The organism is Bradyrhizobium sp. TM239 (assembly GCF_036247985.1).
Classification (GTDB): domain Bacteria; phylum Pseudomonadota; class Alphaproteobacteria; order Rhizobiales; family Xanthobacteraceae; genus Bradyrhizobium; species Bradyrhizobium ottawaense.
The window spans coordinates 196,667-219,560 of the sequence record NZ_BTIR01000004.1 but is presented as its reverse complement, the minus strand read 5'-3'; the positions used below and the strand labels follow the sequence as shown (position 1 = coordinate 219,560).

8 protein-coding genes are annotated in these 22,894 nt (G+C 62.1%); 4 read left to right on the top strand and 4 right to left on the bottom strand.

What is annotated here, in order from left to right; all coding sequences use genetic code 11:
• Window positions 1-370 precede the first annotated feature (370 nt).
• Window positions 371-637 carry a hypothetical protein gene (locus AABA84_RS08555; protein ID WP_338311850.1) on the top strand — a complete coding sequence of 89 codons (267 nt, stop codon included), beginning with the start codon at window positions 371-373 and terminating at the stop codon, window positions 635-637.
• 257 nt (window positions 638-894) lie between these two features.
• On the opposite strand, the gene AABA84_RS08550 is transcribed toward AABA84_RS08555, so the two are convergent.
• Window positions 895-14,304, bottom strand: a complete 13,410-nt coding sequence (locus AABA84_RS08550; protein ID WP_338311849.1) for a VCBS domain-containing protein — start codon at window positions 14,302-14,304, stop codon at window positions 895-897.
• A gap of 881 nt (window positions 14,305-15,185) precedes the next feature.
• On the opposite strand from AABA84_RS08550, the gene AABA84_RS08545 reads away from it, so the two are divergent.
• The 3 genes from AABA84_RS08545 (at window position 15,186) to gmd (ending at window position 18,416) form a co-directional block, all read left to right on the top strand.
• Window positions 15,186-16,286 carry a helix-turn-helix transcriptional regulator gene (locus AABA84_RS08545; RefSeq protein WP_338311848.1) on the top strand — a complete coding sequence of 367 codons (1,101 nt, stop codon included), beginning with the start codon at window positions 15,186-15,188 and terminating at the stop codon, window positions 16,284-16,286.
• Between the two features lie 269 nt (window positions 16,287-16,555).
• A complete protein-coding gene (locus AABA84_RS08540) occupies window positions 16,556-17,122 on the top strand; it encodes a transglutaminase-like cysteine peptidase (protein WP_338311847.1) in 567 nt (188 codons plus the stop codon).
• 202 nt (window positions 17,123-17,324) lie between these two features.
• The gene (gene gmd, locus AABA84_RS08535; RefSeq protein WP_212251236.1) at window positions 17,325-18,416 is read left to right on the top strand and encodes a GDP-mannose 4,6-dehydratase; all 1,092 of its coding nucleotides are present in this window, start codon (window positions 17,325-17,327) and stop codon (window positions 18,414-18,416) included.
• 105 nt (window positions 18,417-18,521) lie between these two features.
• Here the strand turns inward: gmd and AABA84_RS08530 are convergent, their stop codons facing one another.
• The 3 genes from AABA84_RS08530 to AABA84_RS08520 all read right to left on the bottom strand — a co-directional run bounded on the left by AABA84_RS08530 (window position 18,522) and on the right by AABA84_RS08520 (window position 22,625).
• Window positions 18,522-19,829, bottom strand: a complete 1,308-nt coding sequence (locus tag AABA84_RS08530) for a WcaI family glycosyltransferase (protein WP_338311846.1) — start codon at window positions 19,827-19,829, stop codon at window positions 18,522-18,524.
• Window positions 19,830-19,889: 60 nt separating this feature from the next.
• A complete protein-coding gene (locus AABA84_RS08525; RefSeq protein ID WP_338308385.1) occupies window positions 19,890-20,864 on the bottom strand; it encodes a GDP-L-fucose synthase family protein in 975 nt (324 codons plus the stop codon).
• Window positions 20,865-21,623: 759 nt separating this feature from the next.
• Window positions 21,624-22,625: an ABC transporter substrate-binding protein gene (locus tag AABA84_RS08520; protein ID WP_338311845.1), complete on the bottom strand. Its 1,002-nt coding sequence runs from the start codon at window positions 22,623-22,625 to the stop codon at window positions 21,624-21,626.
• Window positions 22,626-22,894 lie beyond the last annotated feature (269 nt).

Here is a 22,894-nt window from a genome sequence, read left to right as displayed (position 1 = left end):
GCGGAGAGGAATGCAGAAGTCATGGGAGTCGCCCTAGATAGTCCGAGACTCATCAAGAGGGAGCAGTGTGTCGACATCATGATTCTCGCCGCATCCGGGCGCCGAAAGATTGTTCATGCCTGACCTCTTACGTGCATGCGGCACAACTTCCCGCGCGTCGACCGCTGCGATCAAGACCACTCTATAAGAATCACTCTATTAGAGAGGTGCCCCTACGATCCCGGTCCGGCCAAGCCGGTTGCCGTCGAACGGACCTGGCGCGCCTCCCCACGAACAGGAAATTTCGGGCCAACCGGCCAATCCATGCCCTTGCAACCATTCGAGACCCGTCGCATTATTTCGCATCTCATTTTACGAGGGATTCAATCCAATGACCGTCCGCGCTCGTATTCCATCCATTACCCTGTCTGCTCTCGGCCTCGTTTTGACAGCTTCCGCAGCGCCGGCCGCCGAGCTCGCGCTTGCTCCGGCACATCAGCGGGCGGCCTACGCGCAAACCGGGGCCGTGCTGTGGGATGACGTCTATCCGCCCGCGATCTACGGCCCGCAGCTTCGCTCCGTCGAGGAAGTCGCCGCCATGAAGGCGCAGGCGCGTCCGGTGTCTCAGCGCTGGTGGGGTTATTGGTACGTTCGGTGAGCGGGGGAACGCTTGGGTAAGAACCCTTAAGAGCCCAGCCCCTTCGACCCAGCCACCTTCGATCACAGACCGCCGATCCACCGGATAGCCGGTGGCGGCGGTTTTTGCTTGGGCTCGCGTGCCGATTGCCTCGCCGGTTTCGCTCGGATTGAAAGCCAGCGAGCGATGCGATCCAGCCGCGAACATGCACGTCGTAAATCCCAACGGCGACTGCCGGGACGACGGCTGGTGACCCCCGCTCCGAAGCCGGTTCCCTCTTAGGCCAACAGGAAGTTGCTGTTGTGCAGTGTGCCCGTCGCATTTTGCAGGCTCACGTCCATATCGCTCGTTCCGTCGCCGTCGACATCGATCTGAAGATAGTCGTTACCGGGCCCGGAATTCTGCAAGTGAGCCGAAGCCTGGTTGCCGCCGAGCAGCGCGGCATTCTCCACGTACTCGATGTGACCGCCGGCGACGCTGATGCCCGAGAACCTAAAGCTGTCATTGTCAGCGTCGAAATTGTGAATGGTATCAGCAGCACCGGCGGCGGAATCCGCGGTGCTGGCGAAACGGAAGTTGTCATGGCCCGCGCTGGCGAAGATCTCATCCGCACCCGCGCCGGCAGTGATCGTCGTGTTACCTGACGCATTGCCGATCGTGATCCTGTCGAAGTTCGCGACGGCATTGACGGTTTCGACGTTGGTCACCGTGATGTCGTAGACGTTCCCGTTGAAGTTCAGAGTGTCGTTGCCGTCACCGAGATCGATCACATTCGCCGGGCTGCCCTGCAGCGTCAGAACGTCGTCCGACGAGCTCCCGTTGAGCAGATTCACGTTCCACAGATTGTCGAACGAATTGCTGCCTGCGGCGAGATTCAGGACGTTGGCCGTCCCTTCGCCGAGGTTGACCGTCACTCCGGACACGGTGTTCAGAAGCGTGACCGTATCGTCCGACGGGTTGAGATTGCCCGTGAAATCACTGCCGTTGAGGTTTTCGACGCCACTGATGCTGACCGAGTTCACCCCATTGGCGAGGGACACCAGATCGTTTCCACCGCCCATGTCGATGACGATGCCATCGACATTGTTCGTCAAGCTGAGCGAATTGTCGCCCGAATTGCCGTTGATGTGCTCGACGCCGGTCGCGGCGAATGCAGCGAAGCTTCCGTTGAGGGCGATCGTATCCTCGCCGCCGCCAAGGTCGATCGCGACGCCGTTGACCGCTGCAATCGCACCGGTGACAGTCAAGGTGTCGTCGCTCGCGGTTCCGTGCACGTGATTGACGTCGTAGATGTTCACGAACGAGTTCGCGCCGGCAGCGAGGTACATCGTATTGTCGCCGTTGCCGAGGCTGATGTTCAGGCCCGTCACCGTCGTCGACAAGGTGAGCACGTCGTTGACGCCGGGCGTCGCACCGAAATCGGATCCGCCGACCCCCTCGACGCCAATCAGGCTGACCGTGTTGGCGCCGCCCGCGAGATTGAGCTGATCATTGCCACCCCCGAGGTCGACGACCAGTCCGTTGGCGGTCGTCGTGAGGTTGACGAATTCGTCGTTGCCGCTGCCGACCAGGTTTTCGACACCCGAGAGATTGAGCGTGTAGCCGTTACCAAAGGTGCCGTTGAGCAGGACGGTATCGCCCGTCCCGGCTCCCAGATTGAGCCCGTGTCCGAAGATATTGGCTCCGACGCGAAGATAATCGTCTCCGGCCGTTCCGATCACGGGTGCTGTGTTAGAGAACTGTTGCGTCGAGAGATCGATCGGACTCGCCAACGAGCCCGATGACAGCAACACGATGGCGTCGCTGAACTGCAGCACTTCGACATTGGTCAGACCGTCGGTGCCGTCACGGTTCACGACATTGTCTTGAACCTGGATCGTTCCAGCCGTCGTGACGGTGTATTGCGATTGCGTACCCGAGAAGATCACCATGTCGGTGCCGGCGTCGCCGTCGATCGTATCGTTGCCGCCCTGGCCGGTGATGCCGTCGTTCCCGCCACCTGCGTTGATCGTGTCGCCACTGCCGCCGCCGAAGAAGAACTCGTTATTCGAGCTGCCGAACAGCGTGTCGGCCTGGTTCGAACCCTGGACGCTGTTGACGCCTCCCGTGATGAAGTCGGCGCCGGCCGCACCGCTCACAAGTCCGGTCGAAAGGTCGACGGAAACTCCGCCCCCGCTCGCCTGAGAATACGAGACTCGCGTATTGCCGTTACCGGTGATGGTATCGTTGCCGAGCAGGCCTTCGAACAGGTTGAAGGTGCCGAACGATCCGGCCGAGGTGACGCCGGTGAAGCCTGCGGCATTGTAGGTGTCGTTCAGGTTGCTGCCGGTCGCACTGTTGACGCCCACATAGGTGTCGGTGCCGATCGAGCTGCCGCCGGTCGCAGTTCCCGCCTGCAGGTTGATCGTCACGGCATCGGTCGCGCTAGCATAAATGACGCGGGTGTTGCCGTTGCCGGTGATCGTGTCGTTGCCGGCCAGGCCCTCGAACTGGTTGAAGTTGCCGTTGTTGCCGACGTTGTTGGTTGCGCCGTTCTGGAAACCGACGGCGCCGAAATTCGTGGCCGTGAAGACATCGTTGAAGTTGGTGCCCTGGGCGCCCTCGATCCCGCGGAACGTATCATTTCCGATCGATCCGTCACCGGTCGCGGCGCCCGCCGTGAAGTCGATGGTGACCGGGCCGCTGGAGAAGTAGAGGTTGTTGTAGCTGATGATGTCGAAGCCACCGCGGCCGTCGATGAAGTCGTCACCGGCAAAGCCGGTGAACGTCTCCGTTGCCGTTGTAATGTTGCTGCCGCGGATGGTGTCGTTGAACATCGACCCCATCACGGCGTTGACGCCGCTGAACGTATCGTTGCCCGTGGAGGCGTCGCCACTCGCAGTACCTGCCAGCAGATCGACGGTCACCCCGCCGGTTGCGTTGGTGAAGGCAACGCGCGTGTTTCCGTTGCCGACGATGCTGTCGTCACCTCCCATGCCGATGAATTCGTTGAACGTGCCGTTGGACCCGGCATTTTGGCTGGATCCGCTGAAGCCAACAGCGTTGAAGACGTCGGCGGCGTTCGAGCCGCGCACGGACTCGACCGATCGCAGCGTGTCGGTGCCCACCGTCGCGGCGTCGCCCGTCACGGTTCCCAAGGCCAGTTGAACGTCGATTCCGCCCACCGCGGCCGGATCGAGCGCGTAGTCCGCCCGGTCGAAGCCAGCCCGGCCGTCGATGAAGTCGTCGCCGGCGCGGCCTTCGAAGATTTCCACCGTCCCCGGACCATTGGCACTGCCGAGGAGTTGGTCGACAAATCCGGAGCCGACAACACCCCCGAAGCCCGAACCCACCAAGGTATCGGTACCGACCGAAGCATTTCCCGTCGCCGAATGGGCCGTCAAATCGACGGTCACGCTGCCCGTTGCGTTGGCATACGAGATGCGCGTCAGCAGCGCACCCAGGCTGTTCATCGCTCCCGTGATGCTGTCGTTCCCGCCGCGGCCTTCGAACTCGTTGAAGCCCACATTGGTACCGGCAATGCCGGTATCGCCTGCAAAGCCGGTCGCGTTGAACGTGTCGGCATAGTCGCTGCCCACGATCCCCTCGACGTTCGCCAGCGTGTCCGTGCCGACCCCTGGACCTGTCACGGAGCCTGCCGCGAGATTTGCGGTAATGCCGCCCGTTGCCGCGACATAGTCGGCGCGGTCGAAGCCGAGGCCGCCGTCGAGTAGATCATTGCCGTCGAGGCCCTTGAGGCGATCGTTGCCCGCAAGGCCACTCAGATTGTCGGCGTAGGCGGTGCCGATCAGCGTATTTGCGCCGGCGTCGCCGGTGAGATGCACGCCCTGCCCCAGGATGAAGTCGGCAGCCGTGAGGTTCGACAGCGTCACGTTCAGCAGGGTGAGGGTGTCGCCATTGCCGAAGTTGATGACCGTGTTCGGCCCCTGTTGAGTGGCAAGCGCCTGAACGTCGGCAAGGGTCGAGACTCCAGGGATCCCCGTGAGGTCGATCTTGTCGGCGTCCGCCTGCAGGAAGTCGCCGATGGTGTCGGCGCCGCCGCCGGTGGCGTAGACAAATGTGTCTGCACCGGTGCCGCCGTTCAGGCCGTCGTTGCCGGCGCCACCGCTGAGCAGATCGTTGCCACCGTTGCCGAACAGCTGGTCGTTGCCGCCAGAACCGGTGATCGTATCGTTGAAGTTCGAGCCCGCAACGTTGGTCACCCCTCCAATGATGGTGTCGTGACCCACCGAACCGTCGCCGTCCGCGGTACCGCTTGCGAGGTTGACGATCACGCCGGAGGTCGCATTCCCGAATTGGATTTGCGTGCTGCCGTTGCCGGTGATGCTATCGTTACCGCCCTGGCCCTGGAAGGCGTTGAAGCCGGCGAACCCGGTTGCGTCGAACAGGTCGGCATAATTGCTGCCGGTGGCGCTGTTGACACCGGAGAACGTGTCGTGGCCGACCGAGGCATCGCCGCTGGCCGTTCCGGCCTGGAGGTTGATGGTGACGCCGGCGGTCGCATTGGCATAAATGACGCGGGTGTTGCCGTTCCCGGTGATGGCATCATCGCCGCCGAGGCCCTCGAACTGGTTGAAGGTGCCGTTGTTGCCGATATTGAGCGCACCGGGCTGGCCATAGCCGGTCGCCACATAGCTGTCGGCGTAGCCCGTGCCCTGAATGCCCTCGATCGAACGCAGCGTATCGGTTCCGATCGACGCGTCGCCGCTCGCCGTGCCCGCCGCCATGTCGATGGTGACGCCGCCCGTGACCGTGCTGAGGCTGTTGTAGATGGCGACGTCGAAGCCGCCGCGGCCGTCGATGTAGTCGTCGCCGCCAAGACCGGTGAAGTTGTTGTTGAAGCTGCTTCCGAGCAGCGTGTCGGCGAAGGTCGAGCCCTGCACCGCATTGACGCCGGTGAAGGTGTCGGTGCCCTCGGTCGCACCCGTGGCGCTGCCGGCAACCGTGACGGCATTCGTGGTCCCGACGACGCTGGTCTCGAGGTCGACGCTGACGCTCGAGGCGGCGATCTGGTAGTTCAGGCGGGTGGAGCCGTTGCCGATGATGGTGTCGTTGCCGCCGGCGCCGGCGAAGTCGTTGAAGGTTCCGGAGGAACCGACATTGGTCGCCCCGACCTGACCGAACCCGGTCGCGTCGAACGTGTCGTCGAAATTGGTGCCGCGCGCGGCCTCGACGCTGCGCAGCGTGTCGGTGCCGACCGTGGCGTCGCCGTTCACGGTGCCTGCGGCGAGGTGAACATAGATGCCCGACGTGGTCGTCGTATCCGAATTGTAGGTGACCTGATCGTAGCCGCCGCGGCCGTCGATATAGTCGTCGCCGCCGCGACCTTCATAGGTCTCGTAGGTGAAGGCTGCATTGTCGCTGCCGTAGATCGTGTCGTTAGAGGCCGAGCCCCAGATCGTCGAGACGTTGGAGAAGGTGTCGTGCCCGACGGAGGTATCGCCATCCGCGGTCCCGGCCCCGATGTCGACGGTGACCGCGCTGGTCGCGCTCAGATAGGACAGTCGCGTCACTGCCTGCCCCAGGGCGTTGAGATCGCCGACGACGCTATCGTCGCCGCCGCGCCCTTCAAACTCGCTCTGGCCGGTGGCCACGCCGGGCAGACCGGTCGATCCGGTGAACCCGGCCGCATTGAACGTATCGGCATAATTGCTGCCGAGGATCCCCTCGACATTCGCCAGCGTATCTGTGCCGACGCCCGGGCCGGTCACGGAGCCGGCCGCAAGATTGGCGGTGATGGCTCCCGTTGCATCGCCGTAATCGGCGCGGTCGAAGCCCTGGCCGCCATCGAGCTGGTCGTTGCCGCCAAGGCCTTGCAGGACGTCGTTGCCGCCGAGGCCGCTCAAATTGTCGGCATAGATTGTGCCGACCAGCGTGTTCGGGTTGGCGTCGCCGATCAGGTGAACGCCCGGCGCGAAGATGAAATCCGCAGCAGTCAGGTTCGATAGAGTCACGTTCTGCAGCGTCAGGCTGTCGCCATTGCCGAAATTGATGAACGTGTTCGGTCCCTGCTGCGAAGCGATCGCCTGCACGTCAGCGAGGTTGTAGATACCTGCGCCCGAAAGGTCGATCTTGTCGGCTTGCGCGTGCGAGAAGTCGCCGATGAAGTCGGCGCCGCCGCCGCTGACATAAATGAAGGTGTCGGCGCCGCCGTTGCCGAGCAGATTGTCGGCACCGCTGCTGCCCTTCAGCGTATCGTTGAAGCCCGATCCGGACACGCCGTTGACGCCACCGGTGATGGTGTCGTGCCCAACCGAGGCATCCCCATTGACGGTGCCGCTGGCGAGATCGACAACAACGCCGCCGGTCGCGTTGGCGAACAGCAGCTGCGTGCTGCCGTTGCCGGTGATGAGGTCGTTGCCTGCAAGACCCTGGAAGGAATTGAAACCGATGAAGCCTGACGCTTCGTAAGTGTCGGCGAAATTGCCGCCATAGACGCTGTTGACGCCCGTGAAGGTGTCGTGCCCGACCGACACGTCACCCGTGACCGAGCCGGCGTTCAGGTTGACGGTGACGCCGCCGATGGCATTCGTGTAGAGCAGTCGTGTGTTGCCGTTGCCGGTGATCTGGTCGTCGCCGCCGAGGCCCTCGAACTGGTTGAAGGTCCCGTTGTTGCCGATATTGAGAGCACCGGCCTGGCCGTAGCCCGTCGCCACATAGGTGTCGGCGTAGCCCGTGCCCTGAATGCCCTCGATCGAACGCAGCGTATCGGTCCCGATCGACGCGTCACCGGTCGCCGTGCCCGCCGCCATGTCGACGGTGACACCGCCCGTGACCGTGCTGAGGCTGTTGTAGATGGCGACGTCGAAGCCGGCGCGGCCGTCGATGTAGTCGTCGCCGCCGAGACCGGTGAAGTTGTTGTTGAAGCTGCTTCCGAGCAGCGTGTCGGCGAACGTCGAACCCTGCACCGCATTGACGCCGGTGAAGCTGTCGGTACCCTCGGTCGCACCCGTGGCGCTGCCGGCAACCGTGACCGCATTCGTGGTCCCGACGACGCTGGTCTCGAGGTCGACGCTGACGCTCGAGGCCGCGATCTGGTAGTTCAGGCGGGTGGAGCCGTTGCCGATGATGGTGTCGTTGCCGCCGGCGCCGGCGAAGTCGTTGAAGGTCCCGGAGGAACCGACATTGGTCGCCCCGACCTGGCCGAAGCCGGTCGCGTCGAACGTGTCGTCGAAATTGGTGCCGCGCGCGGCCTCGACGCTGCGCAGCGTGTCGGTGCCGACCGTGGCGTCGCCGTTCACGGTGCCTGCGGCGAGGTGAACATAGATGCCGGACGTGGTCGTCGTATCCGAATTGTAGGTGACCTGGTCGTAGCCGCCGCGGCCGTCGATATAGTCGTCGCCGCCGCGACCTTCATAGGTCTCGTAGGTGAAGGCCGCATTGTCGCTGCCGTAGAACGTGTCGTTGGAGGCCGAGCCCCAGATCGTCGAGACGTTGGAGAAGGTGTCGTGACCGACGGAGGCATCGCCATCCGCGGTCCCGGCCCCGATGTCGACGGTGACCGCGCTGCTCGCGCTCAGATAGGACAATCGCGTCACCGCCTGCCCCAGCGCGTTGAGATCGCCGACAACGCTATCGTCGCCGCCGCGCCCTTCAAACTCGCTCTGGCCGGCGGCTACGCCGGGCAGACCGGTCGATCCGGTGAACCCGGCCGCATTGAACGTGTCGGCAAAATTGCTGCCGACCACACCCTCGATGCCGATGAGCGTGTCTGTCCCGACGCCAGCTCCCGAAGCCGTGCCGGCCGCGAGGTTGACGGCGATGCCGCCGGTCGCATCGGTATAGATGACGCGATCGAAGCCCGCACCGCCATCCAGAAGGTCGCTGCCGCCGAAGCCCTGGAGGCGGTCGTTGCCACCGAGACCGCTGATGGATTCGGCATTGGCGGTGCCGACGAGGTCGTTCGCGTTTCCGTCGCCGACGACCGGCGCGGCCGGCGCGCCGAACAGGAAATCGCTCGCCGTCAAGCTGCTCAGATTGACGTTCTGAAGCGTGAGGCCGTCCCCCGAGCTGAAGGTAATGACCGTGTTGGGGCCGCTCTGCACCGCATGCGCTTGCAGGTCAGAGAGGCTGAAGATGCCGTAGACCCCGGTCAGATCGAGCTTGTCCTGGCCATGGACGAAGTCCTGGATGAAGTCGAAGCCGCCGCCGCTCGCATAGACAAAGGTGTCCACGCCGGCGCCGCCACTGAGGAAGTCGTTGCCGGCACGACCATCGAGGATGTCGTTGCCGACGTTGCCGGAGAGACTGTCGTTGCTGGCGCTGCCGATGATGGTGTCGTTGAAATTGGACCCCAGGACATTGAACACGCCGCCCGTGATGGTGTCGTGGCCGACCGAGCCGTCGCCGTCGGCGGTGCCCGCAGTGAGGTTGACGGTCACGCCGGCAGTGGCGTTGTTGTACTGAATCTGCGTCGCGCCGTTGCCGGTGATCTGGTCGTTGCCGCCCTGCCCCTGGAACGAGGTCCCGCTCGGACCAGAGAATCCCGTTGCGTCGAAGATGTCGGCAAAGTTGCTGCCCAGGGCGCTGTTGACGCCGGTGAACGTGTCGTGACCGGTCGAGCCGTCGCCGGTGGCGGTGCCGCCCGCGAGATTGATGGTCACCCCGCCGGTCGCGTTGGCGAAAATCAGGCGCGTGTTGCCGTTACCGGTGATGAAATCGTCACCGCTCAGCCCTTCGAACTGGTTGAAGGTCCCGTTGTTGCCGACATTCGCGCCGGTCACCCCGTAACCGGTCGCATCGTAGGTATCGTCGAAGTTGGTGCCCTGAATGCCCTCGATCGAACGAAGCGTATCCGTGCCGTTCGAGGCGTCTCCGGTGACGATGCCGGCCGCCATATTGACGGTGATGCTTCCCGTGATGAAGAAGATGTTGTTGTAGGACGAGACGTCGAAGCCGCCGCGGCCGTCGATATAGTCGTTGCCGGCGAGGCCGGTGAAGGTGTCGTTGGTCGCCCCGCCCAGCAGCGTGTCGTCGAACATCGAGGCCTGGACGGCGTTGACGCCGGTGAAATGATCGGTGCCGACGGATGAATCGCCGGTGGCGGTGCCGGTGACGAAGTCGACCTGGACTCCGGCCGTCGCGTTGTTGAAACCGAGCCGCGTGAAGCCGTTGCCGGTGATGGTGTCGTCACCGCCATTGCCGGTGAACTCGTTGAACGTCCCGTTCGAGCCGGCGTTGACGCTGCCCGAGCCGAAACCGGTGGCATTGTAGGTATCGGCGAAGTTGGTGCCGCGGATCGCCTCGATCCCGCGCAACGTATCCGTGCCTATGGTCGAATCGCCGGTCACAGATCCGGCGGCGAGATTGACCGTAATTCCCGTCGTGGTGTTCGGATCGACGTTGTAGTCCACACGGTCGTAGCCACCGCGGCCGTCGATGTAGTCGTTGCCCGCAAAGCCCGAATACACCTCTGCGGTGAACATCGGATTGTTGCTGCCCAGAATCGTGTCGTTATGCGCGGAGCCCCAGACGCCGTTGAAGCCGGACCCGACGAGGGTGTCGTGGCCTACCGATGCATCACCTTGGGCATAACCGGCGGCGAGATCCACCGTCACCGCGCCGGTGGCGCTGACATAGGAGACGCGCATCAGCTCGGCCCCCTGGCTGTTGGTGTTGCTGATGATGGTGTCGTCGCCGCCTCTGCCTTCGAACTCGTTGTAGCCGACAGGGCTACCCGGGACATGTGCATCGCCGGTGAAGCCAGCCCCGTTGAACGTATCGGCAAAGTCGCTGCCGACGGCTGCCTCGATGTTGACGAGGGTGTCCGTCCCCACGCCGGCGCCAGACGCCGTTCCCGCCGCCAGATCGATCGTGACGCCGCCGGTTGCGTCGGTATAGATGGCGCGGTCAAAGCCCGGGCCGCCGTCGAGGATATCGTCGCCGGAGCCGCCGCTGAGATAGTCCTTGCCGGCTCCGCCGAAGAGGATGTCGTTTCCGTCGCCACCGCTGATGCGATCGTTGCCGTCCTGGCCATCGATCAGATCGTTGCCGCCTCCGCCCGAAAGCACGTCATCGCCGAGCGAGCCCAACAAGGCGCTACCGACCGGGGTCAGCACGGCATTCGCAACCTCAGTGTCGAGATTATCGACAAAACGGTCTGTGAGCTGATCAATCGATTGTTGATCCGAAAAATCGGTCGCGGCGATTTGGTCGGCAGCAGCGCCTTGAGCGACTTGGCCGGCCTGCGCCAATTCAGTGACGTTCGTGGCCGCCTGAATGCTGTCGTTCGCGGCAGCAACGACCTCGATAACCGTCGCGGCGGCCGCCGCATCGACGCCGGAGGATGTGACGACGCTCTGAACCGTATCAGAAGATGCCAGATCGAAGACGGGCGCGCCGGGGCCGCTCAGAGACGCCGTAATAGCGCTTGCAATGGCTGTAATGACCGCGCCCGTCTCCACGCCGACGGCCGACACCTGAGCGACGGTGCTTTGGACCTGGATGGCTGCCGCGAGCACCGCGGTCGCGGTGGCGTCGTTGTTTACCGCATCGGGCACCGGGTCGAACGACCTCAGGTCGACACCTCCGGTGAGATCGAGGTTGAAAGCCGCCGCCACGGCGCTCATGGCCTGATCCGCCGTCAGCGGGTGCTCATCGTTGGCCGTGCTATCGACCAGTGCGGCGATCAGCGTCGTCAGCGGAGTGATGACGGTGGAGCCCTCCGGTGCCCTCAGCACGCCGGCGACCTGCAACCCCGTCGAGATATCGACGCCGCCGATACTCACGAGCGGACCGGAGCCGCCCGCCAACGTAAAACTGCCGTCAGCCCGCGTCGTCGTGTGCGCCTCGCCTGCGTCGAGTATTCCGTTGTTGTTGGCGTCAGCAAATACGGTCGCGCCGCCGATATATCCGTCGATATCCAGCGCGTTGATTTCGTTGGCACCGGACGTCACGGTCAGCGAGAGATCGGCCGAGCTCACCGCCTGATGAACGCCGTCGTCGGAGATGGCGGTGACTTGCAGCGTGAACGGATCCGCGCTGCCGACGGCATGGTTGGGGATCAGAACGACGTTCTGGATTGAGGCGCCCGTCACGAGCCAGGCGCCGTCCCCGATCGCTGCGCCGTTCTGTACCGTAAAGCTCGACGGCACCCCCTCGATCTTCACCGACAAGGTGCTGCTCAGATCGACCTTGTCGGCCGCTATGTGAAGCGTGATGTTTCCGTCGGCGGCGCCCGAGGAGTCCTGGACGCTCAGATTCGGTGCGTCCTGCGCGCCATGGATATCGAAGCTGATGTTCTTGGTCGTGCCGTCGACGGACGTGACCGTGAAAGTCTCCGTCTTGGTGTCATTGGCGCCGAGATACTGAACAGCGGCGTTGTCGACCGAATAGGTGTAGTGGCCGTCGGCCAGCAGCGTCACCGTGCCGAGGTTGCCTGGTGCCGTGATCGCGCCGGCCTGGAACGCGGCCTGGTTCTGGTCGGCATCGACGATGGACAGCTGCCCGGACGCTGTCAGTTGGCCGTCCTCGGCGACATCGTGATCCCCGACATTGCCAATGGTCGCGCCGTCGTTCTCGCCGTGGATCGTGAACGTGACGTCCTTGGAGGTGCCATCCTGAGAGGTGACCCTGAACGTATCGATCTTGGTCTCGCCGGCTCCGAGATATTGCACGGCGTTGTTGGCGACAGCGTAGGTGTAGCTGCCGTTGGCCGAGAGGTTCAGCGTGCCGAGATTGCCCGGCCCTGTGAGCACGCCGGCCTGGAATGACGACTGGCCCGCATCCGGGTCGCTGACCGAGATGCTGCCCACGGCGGTCAGATTCCCGGCGTTGTTCGCCGCAAGGTCTTCCGTCACGTCGGCAATGGTGGGATCGCCGATCGTCGCCGCGTGATTGCCGCCCGCCGGGCCATGAACGGTGAAGCTGACCTGCTTGGTGGTGCCATCGACAGCGGTCACGGTGAAGGTGTCGACCTTGACGGCGCCGGCCGCCAGATTGTGCGCAGCGCTTTCGGCCACGACGTAGACATAGCTGCCGTCGCCCGACAGCAGCAGGAAGCCGAGATTGCCGGCAGCGGAGCCAACGGCCGGCTTGAACGCCGCCTCGCCCTGATCAACATCCGTGATGCCGATGCTGCCGGACGCGGTGAGCACGAGTGCCGACGGATTGTCGTAGACGTCGTGAACCGTGGGTGTGCCGATCACCGCTGCGTCATTGACGCCCTTGATGACGAAAGAGACCTGCTTGGCCGTGCCGTCGAACGACTTGACGGTGAAGGTTTCGACCTTGGTGTCCCCCGCACCGAGATATTGCACGGCGCTGTTGGCGACCGAATAGCTGTAGGTGCCGTTGGCATTCAGCGTCAGTGCGCCCAGATTGCCCTGCCCCGTGATCACGCCGGCCTGGAACGTGGACTGGTTCTGGTCGGCATCCGAGATCGAGATCGTGCCTGACACCGACAGCGTCGGCGCGCTGGCGTCTTCGGTGACGGTGGTGAAGGCGGGCGCACCGATCACGGCGGCGTCGTTGGTGCCGTGAACCGTGAAGGAGACCTGCTTGGCCGTGCCGTCCAGCGCGCTGACCGTAAACGTCTCGACCCTGGTCTCGCCGGCGCCGAGATATTGAACGGCACTGTTGGCGATCGAATAGGTGTAGCTGCCGTCGGCCTTCAGGGACAGGGTGCCGAAATTGCCCAAGGCGGATACCACGGTGGTCTTGAACGCCGATTCGCCCTGATCGACGTCGGAGATCGCGATCGTCCCAGTGAGCTTCAGGGTCGGATTGCGGGAATCTTCCGTGACATCGGCAGCCGAGGGTGTGCCGATGATTGCGGTATCGTTGGCGCCCTGGATCGTGACGGTCGCCGTCGCCGTCGATGTCAGGCCGGCGCTGTTGGTCACCGTGTAGGTGAAGGTCTCGGTCGCGGACTGGCCGGCGCGCAGCGACTGGAACGCAGAACCCGGCGTATAGGCGATGTTGTGGCCATCGGCAGCGATGCTGACCGTCCCCAGAATTCCCTGCGTATTGACGGAGGTGACGCGCAGCGTCCCGCCCGCGGGGTTGGTGTCATTGGCGAGCACGTTGATCGCAGTGGCGCCGGCGTCCTCGCCGATCGTGACGGCGTCGGCATTCGCAACCGGCTTCTGCACGATCGAAACCTGGAAGACGGCGTCATTGTAGTCGGCGTCGCCCGGCGCGGTGTAGCTGCCGTTGGACCTGCGCGTCGCGGCGGTATCCTCCCAGGCGATGGTGCCGGTCGCGCCGTCGGCAGTGTCGCCGGCGAGCTTGGCTGCCGTCTGCTGGCTGCCCGTGACCGACGAGGCATAATCGACGCCGCCCGCGTTCTTGGAGGTCTCGGTAAACAACGCATTGGCGCCGGCGCCCGTGAGCAGATCGGGCTTGCCGGCAACGTAGATGACGTTGCCGTTGGCATCGACATCGGCGACCGCCCAGGTGCCGTCCGAGAGCTTGATGACCTTGATGGCGCCGGTGAGATCGTCGGCATCGTTGCGGCCCTGCGCCGCACCATCCGGAATGAGGAAGAACTGGATCTTGCCGAGATCGGCGGTGTTCACCGCGAAGTCGACATGGGAGACACCGGGGGTGAGAGCGCCTGCCCCTTGCGAATCCGCATTTGCAAACAGGATTCCGCCGAGCCCTGTTGAGCTGTTGTACCAACCAAAGGTGTTGTGAAAGGCCGCGGACTCCGAGACAAAACTGGCGCGCAAAATCGTCTGGTCGCTCATGGCGAGCCCCCCTTTTACATTCTGATGCTCAAAGTTCGCCGTCAGCCCAACGGCGCGAGTTGGAAATGAAATGGTCTTGTTATGGTTGTATTGGGTATCGATTCGACGAGGCGTCGTTGCCCGACGGCGAACGGCGAAGTCCTGTCACGGAGCGACGAAGGACTTCTGATAATTGCAAATTGTTTCCATTGTTGCGTGACTGCGTCAAGACAGCACAGCTGCTAACCTTAAGCGCGGCGTGAATTGAACAGCGCAGCCGGGAAAGCGTGCGTCCCGGCATTGCGATTGCGCCCGATTTCGGCAGGCCATGGGATCGAAGCTGTGCCGAACTGCAGCACAATACGGGATGGAATGAAGCAATCGCCTTGCCTCCCCGGCTGGCCTTGACCAGATCGCTTAAGCTGCCGAGAAAATAGATTGCGACCGTTGATAGCGCGGCTGAACAATTCGCGCCGCGCCTGGGGACCCGTACTGCGACATTCTGACGCGCCCAGATATCCCTTCTGCAGTTCGATATCGGGAGCCGAAAGCCGACGCCGAGATCCGACTGACTCAAGCAAAGCAATGTCATCTCAATTCCTGGTGCGGCAAATATTCCTCTTCCATGGAATAGCGCCGGCACATCTGGACGCATGACCCGAATGGGTCATTCCGGTCCTGGCCGCCGCCTCCAAGCAACCATCCGCTAAACTTTCGTCGAGTCCAATTTTTCAGGAAAAACAGGCAAGGGGGCTTGCTTCGAGCCGCCTCCTCACGAAGCATCGCCGGTCAGGGAAACGCGTTGGAGGGCCTCAGATGTCGGGGACTTTCTGCACGGCATGCAGCAAGGATGCATGCCGGGCTGCAACGAAATGCGCGGGGCTGGGCGAAGGGGACTGCGCTTGAAAGCCGACAAAATCGACGGTGCGGGACTGTCGAGGGTCCTCAATCGACTTGGCGAGGCCGCCGTGAATCCTGAAGCATGGCGCGACATCATGGATGACATCTGCAGGGCGGTGGGCGCGTCGGCGGCCATACTGCTTCAGAGTGACATCAGGACCCCCGACGTCCCACGCACGGCATCGATCGCCGAGGCTACCGATCTCTACTTCAGGAACAACTGGCACTTAAGAGACCCGCGCGCCAAGGCTTTTCCGCGCATGATGGCGGGCGAGGTCGTGACCGACCTCGATATGATGACCCCGGAGCAGATTCGCGCCGATCCCATGTACAACGAAGTGCTGTTCCCGTTCGGATACCGGTGGTTCGCCGGCATCGGCTTCTGGGCCGACAGCGCAGCATGGGCTTTGACGATCCAGCGAACCGGCCACGAAGGCGCATTCGAGGCACCCGACAAGCAACTGCTTGCCCAATTGGCGCCGCGCCTGACCGAGACCGCCACGCTTGCGACGGTGATGGGAAGGGTCGCGCTCACCTCGATGACCGATGTCCTCGACCGGGTCCGACAGCCCGCATTGATCCTCAATCGGGAAGGAATGGTCCTGCGCACCAACGCAGCAGCCGAAACTGGATTCGACAACGAGATCCGCATCAGGGAGCGGCGCCTCGTTGTTCACGACAAGCAGGCGATGACAAGGCTCGATCAGCTGATCAGCATGATCCGATCGACGCCGGATGCCGCCGCCATGCCCGCCTCTCCGATCCTCGTCCGCCGGACGACAAAGCCACCGGTCGTCTTGCGGATCCTGCCAGTGGACGGCGCGGCGCGCTCCGTCTTCCTCGGCGCTCGCGCCATGCTGATCCTGTCCAATCTCATCCCGCGCGCCGCGCCGGACCCTGCCCTCATCGGCCAGGCCTTCGACCTCACGCCGGCGGAATCGCGACTGGCCGCGCTGCTTGCAACCGGCGCATCGATTGCCAGCGCTTCCGAGCACCTCGGCATCTCGCGCGAAACCGCCCGCAATCACCTCAAGTCGATCTTCTCGAAGACGGGAGCGCACCGCCAGTCGGAGCTGGTCGGTCTGGTTTCGCAGCTGGTGTGAGCGACTTACCGCTGGGCAGCCGCGGCTGCGATAACAGGGAAGTCGCCCGACGCTCTCATAGACGAAGATGACGGCTTCCATGTCTCAAGGGCGGTGGATACTGCCGAGAGTCGACGAGGGCAGGCTGCGCATGACGGTCTTCGGCCGGTTGGGATCGAGCACGCGCACTGCTCCACGATTGGGCATGAATTGCCTCACAATTGTCATAGCGCTTCCACTGCGTCGCAATATAATTCGACTAGCAATCAGGAATGATCAGGCGAACTTCAATGATCAGACATGCCATGCGCATGCTGGCCATCATGTATTGCGTTTGCGGCCAGCCCGCCTATTCAAACTACGAATCTCAAGCGGTGACACCACCGCTGTCATTCTCTCAATTCTGCATTCAGTATCCTGAGGATTGCCAGCGCCATGATGATCGCAGGATCCGAGACTTCCGCTCCTCAATTCAGCGTTGGCGAGAACTCGCCCGGATCAACTCGACGGTGAATTTCGGCATAGCGCCAAAGGACCCGCCCGCAAGCCGACGTGACGCGGAATGGCAGATATTCCCTGACGAAGGCAATTGCGGCGACTATGCCGTCACCAAGCGCCATCTGCTGCTGCGATCCGGCTGGCCCAGCTCGGCCCTCCTCCTCGCAGAGGTCGTTATCCGAGCAACCGGCGAGCACCACCTTGTATTGCTGGTGCGCGAGGGAAAAGCGGTCCTCGTGCTCGACAATCTGAGCCCAGTGGTCACGCCGCTGGTCGACGCTTTGGATCGGTACGTCATCATGCGCGCGGAGTCTGGCACCGAGCCACAAGAGTGGACACGACACGTCACCACCTTCTAGCTGGTCTCGCTAGTCCGGCTACTGCCAAACACGGTACGGACGCACTGAAGGTCATTACACCTCGTGTGCGCGTCTGGTCGGAGGATGCTTGGCGCACTCGCTGGAGCCAGCCCCTGTTAATCTAAGCTTGATTTTCGTTGGGTTTCACCCTCCCTAACGAATTCAATTTCGTGTAAGCACAAATTTCAATTTTGGGACTGATATGACAAAGAAACGAGCACTTATTACCGGGGTCACCGGCCAGGACGGCGCCTATTTGGCCGAATTGCTGCTGCAGAAGGGATACGAGGTTCACGGCATCAAGCGCCGGACCTCGCTGTTCAACACCGATCGCATTGATCATCTCTATCTCGATCCGCACGAGCCCGATCCGCCCTTCCGGCTCCACTATGGCGATCTGACGGATTCCTCGAGCCTGATCCGGATCGTCGGCCAAGTGCAACCGGACGAGATCTACAATCTCGCAGCGCAGAGTCACGTTGCCGTTTCATTCGAGGAGCCGGAATATACTGCGAACTCCGACGCCCTTGGCGCATTGCGCATCCTTGAAGCCATGCGCATTACAGGCCTGGAGAAGAGGGCCCGCTTCTATCAGGCCTCGACGTCTGAGCTCTACGGCTTGGTCCAGGAGATCCCCCAAAAGGAAACCACGCCGTTCTATCCCCGCTCGCCGTACGCCGTCGCCAAGCTTTACGCCTACTGGATCACGGTCAATTACCGTGAAGCCTACGACATGTATGCCTGCAACGGCATTCTCTTTAACCACGAGTCTCCGGTTCGTGGCGAAACCTTTGTCACTCGAAAGATCACCCGGGCCTTAGCGCGCATTCATCTCGGCTTGCAGGATCGCCTTTATCTCGGCAATCTGGACGCCCTGCGCGATTGGGGGCACGCGCGCGACTATGTCGAAATGCAATGGCTGATGCTGCAGCAGGACAAGCCAGAGGATTTCGTGATCGCTACCGGCGTGCAACATTCTGTCCGAGATTTCGTGAATGTCGCTGCGAACGAAGTGGGCATGACCGTTCGCTGGGAAGGAAGCGGCGTCGAAGAAAAGGGATATGACGCCAAGACCGGAAAGTGTGTCGTTTCGGTCGATCCGCGCTATTTCCGCCCTACCGAAGTCGCGACGCTTCTTGGGGATCCGTCAAAGGCAAAGCAGAAGCTCGGCTGGGAGCCCAAGACGTCGTTCGAAAGCCTGGTTCGAGAGATGATGAAGGAAGATCTCGAATCCGCAAAGCGCGACGAACTCATCAAGCAGCACGGCTTCAGATATTATCCGCGCCACGAGTAGTCCCTGTCGATCGGCCAACAAGGCGAGCGAGCCAAGCAAGTGAGCGCCGATTACGGCGCTCATTTTTTTGGATGCATTAGGCTACCCAATGGAGATTTGCGTGCCTCAAGACGACCGAACGGCGTCCTCCACCGGAAGCGCAAACTCGCCAGCAGCGCCTTCGATGTGCGTATCCTTTTGCGCTGTCGCATTGCCCTGCCCTGCCATGGCCTCCAACCACCGGTGCACAATTGCGCCTCGGTCCCAACGATCTAGGGCGCGCCTTCTTCCTTCTTGCCCATAGTGTTCACGGAGGGCCGGCGCGTCGCTGAGTTGGCAAATAGCAAGCTCGAGAGCGGCCGAATCTCCGGGCGGAATCACAAGGCCGGCATCCGTGACCTCCGCAGCGAGCCCGGTGCCTTCTTCAGCCATCGCAATGACCGGCCGAGCGGACGCGAAGATTGCGCCAAGTTTCGAGGGCAACACCAGATCGGCAGCCTCAGCCTTCTGCGGAATCAGATGAAAATCGGCCGTGGCCATCAATTGATTGAAGCTTTCGTTGGGCTGAAGCCCAAAGAAATGGATATTGCGATGTCCGGCGGCGAGCTGCTCGAGCCTCGTTTTATGAGGCCCCTCGCCTGCAAGGATGAAGTGGATGTGCGGATGGCTTTGCTCCAGCCCAATCGCGGCCTCGATCACGAGTTCAAGGCCCTGCTTGTTCGACATCGTTCCTGAGTAGAGTGCAACGATATCGCCCTCGCCCAGCTTCAACTCCTGACGGTATTTGGTCATTCGCGAACCGGGGCAGATCGCGTTGGTGTCAATCCAGTTTCTCACCTCGGCTGTCTTGTCGGGACTGAGACCCTTGATTATCAACCGTTCCACCATCGCTTGAGAGATAGTTGAAACGTGGTCGAACGATTTGAGGATCGCCGCTTCGGCTCGAAGCATCCATTTTCGCAGATATGGATTGCGCAGCAGACCAAGATCGAATGCCGCGTCCACCTCGAAATCCTGCACATGAAGCCATGATTTGGCACCGACGCGACGAGCGACGAATGAGACGAAGGCAGCCGACATCAGCGATGGCGCGACAGCGATCATAACGTCGGGCCGCCAGGATAACGCCTCAAAGAGGACTGGCGCACCGCTCGTAAGCGCGAATGAAGCGTGATGGACCAGCCGTTTTGCTCCCGAGGGATGTCCGGGCACATAAATCGGCGTACGTGTCACGCGAACGCCGTGAATATCTCTCGATCTGAAGTACGACGACTTGAACGCCGGGGGAATCTTCCAGGCCGGATAATACGGCGGCGCCGTAATGACCTTAACTTCATGCCCCTCGGCGGCCAGACTTTCGCAGAGCTCGGCGTTGTATTTCGCCACGCCGATCAGATCGGGGGCATAGTTGATGCCGACCAAGAGAACACGCATAAAGCCCCGCCCAAATCAAAGTTCAGAATAAAAAATCTTCTTGCAATCCAGGTCGTCTTCTCAGCGCGTTGCGCTGACTTCCAGATGACGTCCGTAGCCCTTCAAAAAATCTGCGTAGGCGGCCGCGAGACCGGCCCGCAGAGCAACGTTCGGTCGCCAACCAAGCCCTCGAATTCTCGAGCTATCGAGCAGCTTGCGTGGCGTCCCGTCAGGCTTCGACGTATCGAACGCGAGCTCGCCTTGATAGCCGACGACCTCCGCGACTGCCGTTGCAAATTCGGCGATCGACAATTCGTCGCCACTACCGACATTGATCGGCAGATCGCTGGAATAGTTCTTCAGAAGGAAGACGCAGGCATCGGCGAAATCGTCGACGTTGAGAAACTCGCGAAGCGGCGTGCCGGTACCCCATACGGAGACGCTAGACGCATTGGCGATCTTGGCTTCGTGGAAGCGTCGGATCAGTGCCGCCGGAACATGGCTATGATCCGGATGATAATTGTCGCCACGGCCATAGAGATTGGTCGGCATCACGGAAATGAAATCATCGCCATATTGCCGACGAAAGGCTTGGCACATCTTGAGGCCGGCGATCTTGGCGATTGCGTACCACTCGTTGGTCGGCTCAAGCGGGCCAGTCAGCAATTCGCTTTCGGCGATCGGCTGCTTGGCGTGCTTGGGATAGATGCAGGACGAGCCGAGGAACAACAGGCGTTGCACGCCGATCGCGTGGCTCGCGCGAATGACGTTCAGCTCCACTGCAAGGTTGTCGCAGAGAAAGTCGACCGGGAAATTATTGTTGGCTGCGATACCACCGACCTTTGCCGCCGCGTGAACCACGACCTCGGGACGATTGGCCTCGAGCCATTTCAGCGTGGGCTCTTCCTTGGTGAGATCAAGCTCACGCCGATCGGCAACCAGCACGGTGCAATTCTCTGAGGCAAGCCTCCGGACGACAGCCGATCCGACCATGCCGCGATGACCCGCGACAAAGACACGTTTGCCCGTGAGATCGTAGGTTGAAACCCCTGTCATCGTATCCTCTACCGGCGTTCGATCGGCGGGATCGTCACTTCCGTGAGATCCGGCTACCGCCGCATTACGCAATCACGCTGCCGATGCAGCCCCGCCAAACTGGTAACACAATCTTCACCATGCAACAGCCTGTCCCGGCTCGACAAAGATATTCATGGTGAACCCGTGCTGCGCGCACAAAAGAGCAGCACACGGCGAAACAAAAATGAGCAAGGCAGCCGCATGAGCTGTGCGGCTGCCTTATGAATCTCTTCTAAAAAGCGGCGCTGGCCGCTTAGGTCAGCCGAAGCTCAATATGCCCGACGCAGGACAGGGCCGACGGGCGCGCAAACGCGGTCTATATACCAGCCATAGGGCGTCTCGACCCGCACCAGGGGGCAGTGGCGCGCCGGCACATACCGATATGGGTAGGGCTGCGCCCAGAACGTGACAGGCGTCGCCTGGCTTGCACCCGTGAGCAGGACCGCCGGCGCAGGCATCTGCATCGCCGCGCTTGCTCCGCTCGCTGCACAGAGGGAAACGGTAGCGGCCAAAAGGCCTGCTCGCATCAAGGTCTTAAACATCCCAAAAAAGCTCCTCGCCCCTGCGGATTTGGTCCATTCCCCGCGCCCTACCAGGAGGCCGCAACCCGAGAACCACCGCGAACCAGCCTAAATAGTAAAGCCTAGATTACCAAGGCTAGGGCCAAAAAGGCAACCGACGCCGCAGCTTGGGGAGGGACTTTGTAGCGATATGGCGCGCTACTGTGGCTTCTTGGTCCTATTTTTCCTCGCTCCAGGCGCCCGGGGCAGCAAGGTCCGGTGAACGCCGGTACACATCTCGAAGGAACTGGTAGTTGACGGTCTGGGCCAGCGGCACGTCTTCTTCGCCAAGCTTGGCGAAGAGGAGGATGTCCCGAAGCGTCCGCCAGCGGCTTTCGTCGTAATCGCCGATACGGCCGCCGGTCGGCAGCACCAGCGGGCGCTGTTGCTGCAGTTCGAATTTCAGTCGCTCTGAATTCAGCCTGGCCGGTCCAGCGCCGGCCAGAACGGGCACACTCCGTGCATAGTCCGCATAGGCAAACTGCCACCCCCGAATGAGGCCCTGAAGAACGTCGGCGATTACGGACGGCTGGTCATGGATGAGATCATTGCTCGCGAAGTAGACCAGGCCCGGGACATGGATGCCGTAGTCCTGCGGCTTGATGACATTCAGCTTCAGGAAGGCCGGACTGGAGGGATCCGGCTGCTCGTCGATGGCAGCGATGATCGCATCCACCTGCCCGCCCCGCAGGGCTTCGAAGCTGTCGCGGTCCGGCACCTTGGTGATCTGGCTGCGGGGCAGCCCGAGCTGCGCCATCATGGCATCAAAGACGACCTCTCCCTCGCTCGCCCTGCGATACCCGACCTGCTTTCCGACCAGGTCGGCCGGACGCCGCAATCCCGAGCTTTCGAGTGTGAAAATCGCGACGGAGGTATCGAGGAAGCTTGCAGCAAACGCAGTCACGGGCGCGCCGCGCCAGCTCGCCAGCAGGAACTTCTGGCCGCTCGTCACGCCGATGGCATGTTGGCGTGCAATCGTCTGGACGAACTCAGGATCTTCGGGCTGGGCCGCCATTTGAATGCGGGAGGAGAAGTACCCCTGTCTCGATGCAGAGAGTTCGCCGGCAAACCGCGCGCGATATGGTCCGTCGAGGAGGAGCTTGACCGTGACGGCTGCGGAGGCCGTCGGAGTTCGTACGGGGGCCGCATCGGGGCGAAGAAGCAGAAGCGCGGTCCCCACCAATGCCGCCGCAGCGAGGCCAATGGCAAGGTAACGCCTCCCTTTCGGCCGGGGCCGCCGCCGGGACTGGGTTCGGGGCAACGAGAGCTTCCTAACGGGTTGTGAAATTTAACATATCAGTCGAGGCGAGATGGGCTACAATGCAGCTTCTGGGGTAAGGTTAATTTTCCCTTCGCCTTGTTTTAACAGCGATTTTGACCGATAGCACGGCGCGTTCGGATAATGAATTTTGCGTCAATGGGCTTGGCAGGATGACAATTCTTTCCACT

Excerpts from the sequence above, each read along its gene's own strand:
- AABA84_RS08530 (WP_338311846.1), bottom strand. The coding sequence starts at position 19,829 with ATGCGTGTTCTCTTGGTCGGCATCAACTATGCCCCCGATCTGATCGGC.
- AABA84_RS08555 (WP_338311850.1), top strand. The coding sequence starts at position 371 with ATGACCGTCCGCGCTCGTATTCCATCCATTACCCTGTCTGCTCTCGGC.
- AABA84_RS08540 (WP_338311847.1), top strand. The coding sequence starts at position 16,556 with ATGATCAGACATGCCATGCGCATGCTGGCCATCATGTATTGCGTTTGC.
- gmd (WP_212251236.1), top strand. The coding sequence starts at position 17,325 with ATGACAAAGAAACGAGCACTTATTACCGGGGTCACCGGCCAGGACGGC.
- AABA84_RS08550 (WP_338311849.1), bottom strand. The coding sequence starts at position 14,304 with ATGAGCGACCAGACGATTTTGCGCGCCAGTTTTGTCTCGGAGTCCGCG.
- AABA84_RS08525 (WP_338308385.1), bottom strand. The coding sequence starts at position 20,864 with ATGACAGGGGTTTCAACCTACGATCTCACGGGCAAACGTGTCTTTGTC.